General features: G+C 72.1%; 11 protein-coding genes and 1 tRNA gene. 6 read left to right on the top strand and 6 right to left on the bottom strand.

Annotation, left to right across the window (positions count from 1 at the left end):
• Positions 1-6: 6 nt before the first annotated feature.
• Complete coding sequence (locus tag QM638_RS13405; RefSeq protein ID WP_415142486.1) at positions 7-1,227, bottom strand: low temperature requirement protein A; 1,221 nt, start codon at positions 1,225-1,227, stop codon at positions 7-9.
• Positions 1,228-1,238: 11 nt separating this feature from the next.
• A complete protein-coding gene (locus QM638_RS13400; RefSeq protein WP_415142485.1) occupies positions 1,239-2,783 on the bottom strand; it encodes an FMN-binding glutamate synthase family protein in 1,545 nt (514 codons plus the stop codon).
• A gap of 304 nt (positions 2,784-3,087) precedes the next feature.
• On the opposite strand from QM638_RS13400, the gene QM638_RS13395 reads away from it, so the two are divergent.
• A complete protein-coding gene (locus QM638_RS13395) occupies positions 3,088-3,750 on the top strand; it encodes a uracil-DNA glycosylase (protein ID WP_415142514.1) in 663 nt (220 codons plus the stop codon).
• An 82-nt stretch (positions 3,751-3,832) separates the two neighbouring features.
• Here the strand turns inward: QM638_RS13395 and QM638_RS13390 are convergent, their stop codons facing one another.
• Positions 3,833-4,324: a DUF4189 domain-containing protein gene (locus QM638_RS13390; protein ID WP_415142484.1), complete on the bottom strand. Its 492-nt coding sequence runs from the start codon at positions 4,322-4,324 to the stop codon at positions 3,833-3,835.
• 97 nt (positions 4,325-4,421) lie between these two features.
• On the opposite strand from QM638_RS13390, the gene QM638_RS13385 reads away from it, so the two are divergent.
• Both QM638_RS13385 and QM638_RS13380 read left to right on the top strand, forming a co-directional pair.
• Positions 4,422-5,606, top strand: coding sequence for an aminotransferase class V-fold PLP-dependent enzyme (locus QM638_RS13385; protein WP_415142483.1), 1,185 nt, complete (start codon positions 4,422-4,424; stop codon positions 5,604-5,606).
• A 10-nt stretch (positions 5,607-5,616) separates the two neighbouring features.
• Entirely contained in the window at positions 5,617-6,225 is a 609-nt protein-coding gene (locus tag QM638_RS13380; RefSeq protein WP_415142482.1) for a rhomboid family intramembrane serine protease, read from the top strand.
• Here the strand turns inward: QM638_RS13380 and QM638_RS13375 are convergent.
• Positions 6,215-7,171: an aldo/keto reductase gene (locus QM638_RS13375; RefSeq protein WP_415142481.1), complete on the bottom strand. Its 957-nt coding sequence runs from the start codon at positions 7,169-7,171 to the stop codon at positions 6,215-6,217. The genes QM638_RS13380 and QM638_RS13375 overlap by 11 nt on opposite strands.
• Positions 7,172-7,207: 36 nt before the next feature.
• On the opposite strand from QM638_RS13375, the gene pdxY reads away from it, so the two are divergent.
• A complete protein-coding gene (gene pdxY / locus QM638_RS13370; protein ID WP_415142480.1) occupies positions 7,208-8,053 on the top strand; it encodes a pyridoxal kinase PdxY in 846 nt (281 codons plus the stop codon).
• A 199-nt stretch (positions 8,054-8,252) separates the two neighbouring features.
• Here pdxY and QM638_RS13365 read toward each other — a convergent pair.
• Positions 8,253-8,325: transfer RNA gene (locus QM638_RS13365), tRNA-Thr, on the bottom strand.
• Between the two features lie 71 nt (positions 8,326-8,396).
• Between QM638_RS13365 and QM638_RS13360 the strand changes: the two genes are divergently transcribed.
• Positions 8,397-10,307, top strand: a complete 1,911-nt coding sequence (locus QM638_RS13360; protein ID WP_415142479.1) for a glycoside hydrolase family 13 protein — start codon at positions 8,397-8,399, stop codon at positions 10,305-10,307.
• A 38-nt stretch (positions 10,308-10,345) separates the two neighbouring features.
• Positions 10,346-11,560 carry a DUF4032 domain-containing protein gene (locus tag QM638_RS13355; RefSeq protein WP_415142478.1) on the top strand — a complete coding sequence of 405 codons (1,215 nt, stop codon included), beginning with the start codon at positions 10,346-10,348 and terminating at the stop codon, positions 11,558-11,560.
• Between the two features lie 96 nt (positions 11,561-11,656).
• Here QM638_RS13355 and rlmB read toward each other — a convergent pair whose 3' ends face one another.
• Entirely contained in the window at positions 11,657-12,628 is a 972-nt protein-coding gene (gene rlmB, locus QM638_RS13350) for a 23S rRNA (guanosine(2251)-2'-O)-methyltransferase RlmB (protein ID WP_415142477.1), read from the bottom strand.
• Between the last annotated feature and the right edge of the window lie 103 nt (positions 12,629-12,731).

Raw genomic sequence — 12,731 nt, 5'->3', positions numbered from 1 at the left:
GACGCGTCACCCGACCTCGCCGGGAGCCGGCCGGCGCCGCTCCACCGCCAGGTGCGCCAGCAGCGTCGCGGCGACGATCGCGGCCTGCGCCGTTGCGGCCAGTCCGGAGCCGGCCAGACCCACCGCCAGCACCACCACCGCGCTGCCGACCAGGCCCACGACGGTGCGCCGCGACCGTCCCGAAGCGGCCGCCGCGCCGATGAGGAAGTAGACCGCGACCCCGCCGCACAGCAGCCAGCGCTGCGCGTCGGCGAGCGGTTCGGTGCGATGCGCGATCACGCTGGCCAGGGACACCGCGACCGCGGCCAGCGTCGCCGAGACCAGACCGTGCGCGCCGACCGCCAGTCGCAGCGGCAGTCCGCCCGGCACCAGATGTGGCACGCCGGCGTACCCGTGCCAGACCGAGACCCCGAAGATCGCGGCGAGCACCACGAAGGAGACCAGGCCGGCCAGGAACAACCCGCCCTCGCCGGTCACCCCGGCGGCGGCGTGCACCGCCTGCATCACCCCCTCGCCGAGCACGATGATGACGAACAGGCCCAGCCGCTCGGCCAGATGCTCGGGGGCCACCCGCACCGCGACCGGCCGAAGACGCTCCCACCGGCGTCGGGCGCGCTCGTCCCCGGCCGGGACTCGGCGGCCGAGGGCGTTCAGCCGTGCCTCGGAGTGCTCCTGGGCGTCCGCGCCGGAGACCACCAGCATGGTGAAGGCGTCGATCGCCAGACCCAGCGCCCACAACGCGATCCGCAGATGGACGTCGTCGACCCAGATCGAGATCAGCCACGGCACCGCACCGAGGCTGCCCTGCACCGCCGGCACGTCCAGGACCAGCAGCTCCTCGAACGCCCGGGAGCCGACGGTCCGGACCAGGAAGTAGGTCAGCGCGAACGCCGCCAACGCCCCCCGGTCGTGCTGGCCGGACAACACCGCGTCGGCAACTCCCGGCACGGTCGCCGACATCACCCCGATGCCGAACATCCCGACCATCAGGCGCATCACCCGGGTGCCCTCGCCGCGGACGTTGCCGTAGACCATGAAGGTGGTCCAGCACATCCAGAACGCCCCGAACAGGACCGCATAGACCAGCAGCGCGCGGAAGGAGACCTCCCCCTCGAGCACCGTGGCCAACACCGAGACACCGGCGACCGCGATCAGGTCGAAGAACAGCTCGACCCAGCTCGCGTGCCGCTCGCCGTCGGTCGCCGGATCCGCGGTCGGTGGGGTCACGGCCGCCGATGCTACGCGGGCGGCTTCTCGTCGAACGTGCTGGCGACCGAGACGATGCCGCGCGCCTGCGCGAGAACCTCCTCGCCCAGCCGGCCCCAGTGGTCCTTGTAGCCGTAGACCCCGGCCAGGGTGCGGGCCTCGTAGTCGCCGTTCATGACCTCGATGTCCTGCGGGGTGATGAGCGAGGGGTGCGGTACGCCGACCGCGGCACTGACCTTGGCGAGCTCCCTGCGCAGCATCCGCAGGTAGGTCGCGCAGCGCTCGGCCTTGTCGGTCGAGTCCAGCCCGCGGACCAGCCACGGGTTCTGGGTGGCGACCCCGGTCGGGCACCTGTCGGTGTGACACCGCTGCGATTGGATGCAGCCGATCGAGAGCATCGCCTCGCGGGCGACGTTGATCATGTCCGCACCGAGCGCGAAGGCGACCACCGCGTTCTCCGGGACGCCGAGCTTGCCCGAGCCGATGAAGGTCACGTCGTCGGTCAGCCCGGCCTCGGCGAAGGTGCCGTAGACCCGGGAGAAGCCCATCCGGAACGGCAGCGAGACCGCATCGGTGAACAGCAGCGGCGCGGCGCCGGTGCCACCCTCGCCGCCGTCGACGGTGATGAAGTCGACACCGCGCTGCCGACCCTGCATCAGCCGGGCGAGCTCGAGCCAGAACGACATGTCACCGACGGCCGACTTGATCCCGACCGGGAGCCCGGTCTCGGCGGCCAGCAGCTCGACGAAGTCGAGCATCGAGTCGATGTCGCCGAACGCGCTGTGCCGGGACGGACTGGCACAGTCCCGGTCCTTGGGGATGCCCCGGATCTGCGAGATCTCGTCGGTGATCTTGGCTGCCGGCAGGAGACCGCCGAGCCCGGGCTTGGCGCCCTGGCTGAGCTTGATCTCGATCGCTCGCACCGGCGCGGAGTCGACCACCTCCTTGAGCCGGCCGAGGTCGAAGTCGCCGTTGTCGTCGCGGCAGCCGAAGTAGGCGGTGCCGATCTGCAGCACCAGGTCCGCCCCGTTCCGGTGGTACGGCGAGAGTCCGCCCTCCCCGGTGTTGTGCAGGCAGCCGGCCAGCGCGGCCCCCTTGTCCAGGGCGGTGATCGCGGCGGAGGAGAGCGAGCCGAAGCTCATCGCCGAGATGTTCACGATCGAGTTCGGCCGGAACGCTCCCGCCCGCCCACGCGGCCCGCCGAGCACCTTCGCCGAGGGCAGTGCGGCGGCCGGGTCGTGATCGTCGGGCAGCCGGTCGGCGAAGGTGCGCTGCTTGATGTAGGCGTGTCCCTGGGTGTGCTCCACGTCCACGTCGGTGCCGAACCCGAAGTAGTTGTTCTCCTGCTTGGCCGAGGCGTAGACCCAGCGACGCTGGTCCCGGCTGAACGGGCGCTCCTCCTCGTTGCTGGTCACGATGTACTGCCGCAGCTCGGGTCCGATCTCCTCGAGCAGGTAGCGGGCGTGGCCGAGGACCGGGAAGTTGCGCAGCAGGGCGTGCTTCTTCTGGGTGAGATCCCGGACCGCGACGGCGCCCAGCGCCACCGCCGCACCCCCCACCAGGTGAGTGAGCTTCATGGAAACGTCCTACCCCTCCCCGGCGATCCGTGTAAACCACCTCGACACGCTGTCCACCCTCGTGCCCCTGACATTTCGCACGGCGTTCTCGGCGTGTCGCGGTCGAGGTGGCCTCGACGTGGGCGACCGGCACCGTCGTGGCGCGCCACCGGTCGGCCGGCTCGATGCCGACCGATCGAAGCGCCAGCCCCGCGGAACGACGAGCCCGAAGTCCATGGCGACAACCTCACCACTCGGCCCGGGACGGCGAGGGCCTACGGTGGGCGCTGTGCAGACTCTGAGCGGACTCGTCGATCGTGGACTGATGGCGCCGGACTGGGCGCAGGCGCTGGCACCGGTCGAGGAACGGATCGCGGCGATGGGCGTCTTCCTGCGCGAGGAGCTGGCCAAGCGGCGGCCCTATCTCCCGGCCGGGGACCGGATCTTCGCCGCGTTCCGGCGACCGATGGCGCAGGTGCGGGTGCTGGTCGTCGGCCAGGACCCCTACCCGACCCCCGGCCACCCGATCGGGCTCAGCTTCGCCGTGGAACGGCACGTGCGGCCGCTGCCGGCGTCGCTGCGCAACATCTACACCGAGCTCCACGCCGACCTGGGCGTCGTACCGCCGGAGCACGGGGACCTGACCGCGTGGTCGGAGCAGGGAGTGATGCTGTTGAACAGGGTGTTGACGGTGCGTCCCGGCGCGTCCGCCTCCCACCAGGGTCGCGGCTGGGAGGAGGTGACGGCCTGTGCGATCGAGGCACTGGTACGGCGACAGGCCGACGGCGGCGCGCTGGCGGCGATCCTGTGGGGCCGCCAGGCGCAGTCGCTGCGACCCATGCTCGGGCCGGTGCCGTCGGTCGCCTCGGCACACCCCTCGCCGCTGTCGGCCCAGCGCGGCTTCTTCGGCTCACGGCCGTTCTCCCGGGTCAACGCCCTGCTGGTCGAACAGGGCGGTACGCCGGTCGACTGGTCCCTGCCCGGCTGACCTGCGCTGACCTGCGCGCCCCGGTCGACCGGCGTACCGCTGGTCGGCTCGGCCGCGGATCCGCCGATCGGCGGATCCGGGCTCAGTAGCGTCTGGTGGTGCAGAGCGCGGCGCGGATCCGACCGCCGCCGTTGTTGTGCTTCGCGTGTCGCTTGGCCTTCGCGAGGGTGCGGGCGAAGCCGCTGGCCCACTTGGTGATCCAGCCGTTGGAGTCGGTCTTGATCGCCACCGCCATGCAGCCGTTGCCGATCGAGCCCAGCTTGCGGCAGTAGCCGGGGTAGTTCGACTCGGCCTTGCAGTGCCGCTGTGCCTTGCGCACCGCGCTCGACCGGGTCCGTGCGTCGTTGTACCAGCCGTAGGCCTGGTCCGGCGAGACCGAGATGGCGCCGTAGCAGCGCGGCACATGGCAGCGTGCCCGACCGAGCGTCGTGCCCACGTGGGCCCTCGCGGCCTGCCCGGCCCTCGTGGCAGCCGCGTGAGTGGTGGCCCCCTGTGCCGGCGAGAGCAGCGACAGCGTGGTCACTCCCAGGGCCGTGACGGCGAACGCCGCGACGACGCGAATGATGGCTTTCATGTGTTCCCCCTGTGTGTCCGGTGTGCGACCACCGGCACCTACCCGCCCCGGCCCGGTCTAACCCTGGGAAGTTCGCCGGATCCGTAGGCTGAGCGCCGTGGACGACACGATGCTGGCCCGATTCGGTCTGGACCCCGCCACGGTCCATCTCAACCACGGCGCCTTCGGCGTGGCGCCCGTCCGCGTCCGGCGGCGCGCGGCGGACCTGCGCGAGCGGGTGGAGCGCAACCCGCATCGCTTCCATCGCGTCGAGCTGGCGCGGCTCGTCGCCGAGGCCCGGGAGCGGGCGGCCGACTTCCTCGGGATCGATCCCGGCTCGACCGGCTGGGTGCGCAACGTCTCGGAGGGCACCTCGGCGGTCCTCGGCTCACTCGACCTGAGCGCGGGCGACGAGCTGGTGATCGGCAACCACGGGTACGGCGCGGTACGGCTCGCGCTGGCGCACCACGCCCGCCGGCGCGGTGCCCGAGTGGTCGAGGCGACCTTCTCCGTCGGCGCGAGCGAGGCCGAGATCGTGGCCTCGTACGCCGCAGCCACCGGTCCACGGACCCGGCTGGTGGTGGTCGACCAGATCACCTCGCCGTCGGCGATGGTGCTTCCGGTGGAACGGATCGCGGACGCCGTACGCGCGGCCGGGCCGGCGGCGCTGCGGGTGCTGGTCGACGCCGCCCACGTGCCCGGCCACCTGGACCTCACCACGCTCGGCGGGGGCGTCGGCATCGCCGAACTGGGGGCCGACCACTGGGTGGGCAACCTGCACAAGTGGGCCTACACCCCGCGCGGCTCGGCGGTGCTGTGGAGCCGCCCGGGTCGCGAGATCGTGCCGACGGTGCTGAGCTGGAACCTCACCGACGGGTACGCCGCCGCCTTCGACCATCCGGGCACCAGCGACTACGCCGGCTGGCTGACCGTGCCCGAGGGGCTGGACTTCTGGGCCGAGCTCGGCGGCTGGGCGGAGGTCCGCCGCCTCGGCGCCCTGGTCGCGGAGGGGCAGCTGCTGCTCGCCCAGGCACTCGGCACGAGCACCGAGGGTCTCCCGGACAGCCCGGCCCCGGCGATGCGGCTGGTGCGGCTGCCGGACGGCGTACTGGCCGAGACCGCCCAGGTCGGCCCGCTCTACGAGCGGATCTCGGCGGCCGGCGTGGAGGTGCCGCCGGTGCTGCTCGACGGCGTCGGCCATCTGCGGATCGCGGCGGCGCCGTACAACACGGTCGAGGACTACCGACGGCTGGCACAGGTCCTGGGTGCGATTCTCACCGAGCCGGTCCCGGCCGCCGGATAGCGTGGGCACCATGAGCGACCCCACCCCGACCCGGCCGGGCCCCGACAGGACCCGGCCGACCTGGGTCCGCGCGGCGATGCTGTCGCTCTGCTTCGTGGCGCTGCTCTGGGTGATGGAGGTCGTCGACGCCGCCACCGGCAACCGGCTCGATGACCTCGGGATCAGGCCCCGGAGCGGCGAGGGTCTGCTCGGGATCGTGTTCGCCCCGGTCCTGCACTTCGGCTGGAGTCACCTGGCCGCCAACACCATTCCGGCCCTGGTGCTGTTCTTCCTGGTGCTGGTCTCCGGGATCGCCCGCGGGCTGGAGGCGACGGTCGTCGTCTGGGTGGTCGCCGGGGTCGGGGTGTGGCTGTTCTCGCCCGGCGACACCATCACCGCCGGCACGTCGGTGCTGATCTTCGGGTGGCTGGTCTATCTGATGCTGCGCGGGGTGTTCAACCGCCGGGTCGGCGAGATCCTGCTCGGGGTGGTGGTGCTGATCGTCTACGGCGGCCTGCTGCTGGGCGTCCTCCCCGGTCGTTCGGGCGTCTCCTGGCAGGGGCACCTGTTCGGTGCGCTCGGTGGTGGTCTGGCGGCCTACCTGCTCGCCGAGCGCACCCGCGAGCCGATCAGCTCGTGATCTCGTCGAGCTCGGCGAGATCGGCCTCGGTCGGCTCCCAGCGCAACGCCGCGGCGTTGGCCCGGACCTGGTCCCCGGAGGTGGCGCCGGAGATCACCGAGGAGACCGCGGGCTGGGCGGCCAACCCGGCGATGGCGACGTCGAGGATCGCCAGATCGCGAGCGGCGGCGTACGCCTCCAGCGCCTCGATCCGGTCCCAGTCGGCGTTGCGCAGCCACTGAGCGCGCTCGGGCTCGGCCTCGGCGCGAGACCCGGCCGGGGCACCGGCGCCGCGGCGGTACTTCCCGGTGAGCAGCCCGTACTCCAGGGGGAAGAACGGCAGCAGCCCGACCCCGTACTGCTCACACGCCGGGACCACCTCGTCCTCGACGGTGCGATCCAGCAGCGAGTAGCGGTTCTGGATCGAGGTGAAGCGCTCCAGGCCCGCCGTGCGCGCCGTCCACTCGGCGTCGGCGAGCTGCCAGGCGGCGAAGTTGGAGCAGCCGAGGTAGCCGATCTTGCCCTCGTGCACCAGGTCGGAGAGGGTCGCCAGGGTCTCCTCGACCGGCGTGATCGGGTCCGGCTCGTGCAACTGGTAGAGGTCGATGTGCTCGGTCTGCAGTCGGCGCAACGAGGCCTCGACCGCGCGACGGATGTAGCGGCGCGCGCCACGGGCACCGCGGTCGGCGCCGTTGGCGCCGTTCATGTTCATCCCGAACTTGGTGGCCAGTACGAACTCGTCGCGGCGACCCTTGAGCGCCTCCCCGAGCAGCGTCTCGGAGCCGCCCTGCGGATCGCCGTAGGTGTCGGAGGTGTCGAGCAGGGTGACGCCGACCTCACCGGCCGCGTCCAGGACGCCGTTGACACCGTCGAGGTCGACCCGCCTGCTGAACGCGTTGCAGCCGATCCCGACCGCGCTCACCATCAGGCCCGATGCGCCCAGCGGGCGGTAGGTCATATCGCTCATGGGTCGCAACCTACCTCCGGTGGAAGAATCGCCGGCGTGCAGATCCTCTCCATCCAGTCCCACGTGGCGTTCGGGTACGTCGGCAACTCCGCGGCGGTCTTCCCGATCCAGCGGCTGGGGCACGAGGTCTGGCCGGTGCTCACGGTGAACTTCTCCAACCACACCGGGTACGGGCAGTGGCGCGGGCCGGTGGTCGCGGCGGCCGAGGTCGCGGCGGTGATCGACGGGATCGAGCAGCGCGGCGCGCTGGCATGCGTCTCGGCGGTGCTCTCGGGCTACCAGGGCGATCCGGCGGTGGGCGCGGTCGTGCTGGACGCCGTCCGACGGACCAAGGCGGCCAACCCACGCGCGCTGTACTGCTGCGATCCGGTGATGGGCGACGTCGGGCGAGGCTTCTTCGTCACCGACGGCATCCCGGCGTTCATGCGCGACGAGGTGGTGCCGGCCGCGGACGTGATCACGCCCAACCACTTCGAGCTCGACTACCTGGCCGGCGGGTCGACGGCCACGCTGGCCGAGGTGGTCGCCGCGGCGGACACGGTCCGCGCCACCGGGCCGAGCACCGTCCTGGTCACCTCGGTGATCACCGACGACCCCCACCACCTGGACCTGGTCGCGGTGAGCGAGGACGGCGCCTGGACCGTCACCACACCGCTGCTGCCGATCTCGCCGAACGGCGGCGGGGACGTGACGGCGGCGGTCTTCCTCTCTCACCTGCTGCTCTCCGGCGACGTCGCGGACGCGCTCGGCAAGACCGCCAACACGCTCTTCGCGATCCTGGAGCGCACCCTGGCCTCCGGTCGCCGTGAGCTGGAGCTGGTCGCCTCCCAGGAGGACATCGCCGTCCCGCCGAACCGGTTCGCGCTGCGCCGGCTGCGCTGACGCCGAGTCGGCGCAAGTTGTACGCCGCAGCACGCCGAGTCGGCGCTTCTCGGACCAGTTGACGCCGACTCGGCGTTGCGGCGCACCACCCGACCTACTGACTCAGACCCACTGACTCAGACCCACTGACTCAGACCCACTGACTCAGACCCACTGACCCGACCCGATGACCGGAGCCCATCGAACCCGGTGACACCAGAGCCGCGTGGGAGGCTCGAACTCCCGACATTTCGCTTACAAGGCGAATGCTCTACCAGCTGAGCTAACGCGGCGGGACCCGTGGTTCACGCAGCCGTGACGCCGGGGCGGGCTTCATCCTAGGAGATCCCGCACAATGGCCGACATGAGCCTGCTCGCCGAGCCACATCACGACGGGTCGCCGCTGTACCTCCCCGACCCGAGCCCCGCGCTGGGTGGGACCGCGACCGTCCGGCTGCGCACCCGCCCCGACGCCGGCGGCCGGGCAGCCGACGACGGACCCGGGATCGATCGGGTCTGGCTCCGGACGACGTACGACGCGGAGCCGACGTTCCACGAGTGCGTTCGGGTCCCCCCGCCGGCCGGCCGGGACGACGGCGGCATCTGGTGGCAGGGGCGACTGCCGGTGCACAACCCGCGCACCCACTACCGTTTCCTGCTGGCCTACGCCGACGGCTCGCAGGCGTGGCTGAGCGCGGCCGGCGTGGTCGGCTTCGACGCCCCGGACTCGGCCGACTTCGTGCTCAGCACCCATGACCCGGCGCCGGCGTGGACCAAGGACGCGGTGGTCTACCAGATCTTCCCCGACCGGTTCGCCCGTAGCGCCGCCGCCGACTCCCGCCCCACGCCCGGATGGGCCAAACCGCAGGCCTGGGACGAGCCCCCCTCCTACCTGGGCACCGACGACCGGACCTGGCTCGGCCTGTACGGCGGCGACCTCGACGGCATCGTCGAGCACCTGGACCACGTGGCCGAGGTGGGCGCCAGCGTCGTCTACCTGACCCCGGTCTTCCCCGGCGAGAGCAACCACCGCTACAACGCCAGCACCTTCGACCGGGTTGACGACCTGCTCGGCGGCGACGAGGCCTACGCCCGGCTCTCCGACGCCCTCCACGAGCGTGGCTGGCACCTGCTCGGTGACCTGACCATCAATCACACCGGCGACACCCACGAGTGGTTCGTGGCCGCCCAGGCGGACCCGGCCGCACCCACCCGCGCCTGGTACTGCTTCGGTCCGGACGGCAGCTACGAGTCCTGGATGGGCCACGACACGCTGCCGAAGCTGGACCACACCGACCCGGACCTGCGGGCCGCGATGGTGGCGGGACCCGACTCGGTGGTGGCCCGCTGGATGCGGGCGCCGTACCGCCTCGACGGGTGGCGGATCGACGTGGCCAACATGACCGGCCGGCTGGGTGCCGTCGACGTCAACCACGAGGTCGCCCGGACGGTACGGCGCACCGCGACCGCCGAGCGAGCCGACGCCTGGGTGATCGGCGAGCACAACCACGATGCCTCGGGCGACCTCGACCTGGACGGCACCGAGGGCGGCTGGCACGGCACCATGAACTACTCCGGGTTCTCCTGGCCGGTGTGGTCCTGGCTGCGGGCCGAGCAGACCGCTGCCCGCCCGTTCGGCCGACCGGTCCCGGTGCCGCGCCGGTCGGGCCGACTGCTGCACCGCGCGCTGACCGAGTGGCGAGCGCGTTACGGCTGGCGGGCGGCGGCGCAGTCGTGGAACATCCTCTCCTCGCACGACTCCGCTCGGATCAGGACGCTGGTCGGCGACCCCGCTCGGCATCGGGTGGCGGCCGGGCTGCAGTTCACCCTGCCCGGCGTACCGATGGTCTTCGCCGGCGACGAGCTGGGTCTGGAGGGTGTCAACGGCGAGGACGGCCGCCGGCCGATGCCCTGGGCCCGGCGGGCCGAGTGGGACACCGACACCCTCGCCGCCTACGGCCGACTGGCCCGACTGCGCCGCGAGCATCCCGCGCTGATCGAGGGCGGGCTGCGCTGGGCGTACGTCGACGACGACACCCTGGTCTATCTGCGCGAGCACCCCGACGGCACGCTGCTGGTGGCGGTACGACGCGCCGCCGGTCCCGCGGTCGAACTGGAGGCGCCCCTGCTGGAGCTGGCCGGCGCCGACCTGCTGCTCGCCACCGAGCCGGGCGTGGCCGCGGCGGATGCCGCCCTCCGATCCGACGAGGAGACCGTGCTGGTGCCCGCCGCCGACGGCCCCGGCTGCTGGGTCTGGGGGCGAGCGGACCGCTGAGGCCGCACGATCCCTCGGCACCCGTCTAGTCTCGACCCATGGCCCTGCGGATCGTCGCCAGCCGCCCCAACCCCGGGATCCTCACCCTGCCGTGGGATCTCCCGCTGGAGGAGTGGGGCGAGGACGTGGTGGTGCCGCTGGCGCGCGGCATCTCGCGACACGTGGTCCGGATCGTGCGCGTCGGCACGCGCAACTATGCGGTCAAGGAGACCCAGGAGCCGATCGCCTTCCGGGAGTACCGCACGCTGCGCGACCTGCAGCGCCTGGACCTGCCCACGGTGGTGCCACATGCGGTGGTCACCGGCCGCCAGTCATCCCGGGGCGAGCCGCTGCCGACCGCGCTGATGACCGAGCACCTGCCGTACTCGCTGCCCTACCGCGCGCTCTTCCAGCACGGCCTGACCGCCGACCGGCTGCCGACCCTCGTCGACGCGCTGGTGGTGTTGCTGGTCCGACTGCACCTGGCCGACTTCTACTGGGGCGACGTGTCGCTGTCCAACGTGCTCTTCCGCCGCGACGCGGCCGGGTTCGCGGCGTACCTGGTCGACGCGGAGACCGGCGAGCTGCGCGACACCCTCGCCCCGCAGATGCGGGCCTGGGATCTCGACGTGGCCGGCGAGAACGTCTTCGCCGAGCTGCTCGACCTGCAGGCCGGCGGGTCGATCCCCGCCGACGAGACCCCGTTCGAGGTGGTGAGCCAGCTGCGCGAGCGCTACGACTCGTTGTGGCGGGAGCTGACCGAGGAGCAGATCTTCTCCGCCGGGGAGCTATGGAACATCGAGTGCCGCATCGAGCGGCTCAACGAGCTGGGCTTCGACGTCGACGAGCTCGACATCGTCACCGACTACGACCGGGACACCGTCCGGATCCAGCCCCGGGTGGTCGAGGCCGGACACCATCGGCGCGAGCTGCGCGCACTGACCGGGATCGAGGCCGAGGACGCCCAGGCGCAGCGCATCCTCAACGACATCGCCGCGTTCACCATCGCGCACGACCTCGGCGGGCTGGACCGCGAGGTGGTGGCCCAGCGCTGGCTCACCGAGGTCTACGACCAGGTGCTCGAGGCCATCCCCCGCACGGCGTACGCCAAGTTGGAGCCGGTACAGATGTTCCACGAGATCCTCGAGCACCGTTGGTTCATGGCCGAGCACGCCCACCACGACGTGCCGCTGATGGACGCGGTGCGCGACTACGTCGAGAAGATCCTGCCCGCGCGACCGCAGGAGGCTGTCGCCGCCCCGCCGGAGTCCTGAGAGGCCGACCGACCACCGACCGTCGGACCGGACCGCCGATCCTTCGTCGGTCGGGTCTCTCGTGGGTCGATCAGTGTCTTCTCATCGGTCGCACCGTCAGGCGCGTGCCTGGGCCACCGCGTAGAGCAGGACCGAGGCCGCGACGCCGGCGTTGAGCGACTCCACCGAGTTCGCCATCGGGATCGAAACGATCCGGTCGCAGGTCTCCCCCACCAGTCGGGACAGACCGCCACCCTCGGCACCGACCACCACGACCAGCGGCCCGGTCGCCAGGTCGCGCTCCGGTCCACCGAGCTCCGGCAGCGCCAGGTCCCCGTCCATGTCCAGGCCGATCGCCATGCAGCCGGCGTCCTGGTACGCCTTGAGCTGACGGGTGACGTTGACGGTCTGCGCCACCGGGATCCGTGCGGCGGCCCCGGCCGAGGTCTTCCAGGCGGCCGCAGTCATGCCGGCCGCCCGGTTGGTCGGGATGACCACGCCGTGGGCGCCGAACGCCGCCGCGGAGCGGATGATCGCGCCGAGGTTGCGCGGGTCGGTGACATGGTCGAGCGCGATGATCAGCGGCGGCTCGCCCGCCTCCGCGGCCGCGTCGAGCAGGTCGTCGGCGTGCGCGTACTCGTAGGCCGGGACCCGCGCCGCCAACCCCTGATGACCGTTGAAGCCGGTCAGCCGGTCGAGCTCGGTCTTGGTGACCTCGAGCAGCGAGATCCCGCGATCGGCGGCGAGCTGGAACGCCTCCCGCAGCCGGCCGTCGCGCTCCGCGCCCTCGGCGACATAGAGGCCGTTGACCGGCACGCCCTCGCGCAGCGCCTCGACCACGCTGTTGCGGCCGATGATCCACTCGGCGTCCGAGGAGTTCCGCCGGCGCGGCGTCCGCTTGCTCGCCTTGCTCGCCGAGCGCTCGGCGAGCTCCGCGGCGCGGTGGGCCTTGTGATAGGGCCGGTCCTTCGCCTTCGGGGTCGGCCCCTTGCCCTCCAGCCCTCGGCGGCGGTTGCCGCCGGAGCCGGCGGTGGCGCCCTTCTTGCGTCCTTTGGCGATCGCGCCTCGGCGCTGTGAGTTACCTGCCATGGTGGTGCCCCTCTCGGGCGTCGGCGCGTTCGTCTAGGTATGCAGCCGGGTGCGCACTTCCCCCTCGGAACTCCACGAGGGAGGTGCCAACTCGGCTGCATAC

The organism is Nocardioides sp., assembly GCF_047606145.1.
In the GTDB taxonomy this organism is placed as follows: domain Bacteria; phylum Actinomycetota; class Actinomycetes; order Propionibacteriales; family Nocardioidaceae; genus Nocardioides.
Note: the sequence above shows the minus strand (reverse complement) of the source record. Positions and strands in the feature narration are given on the sequence as shown.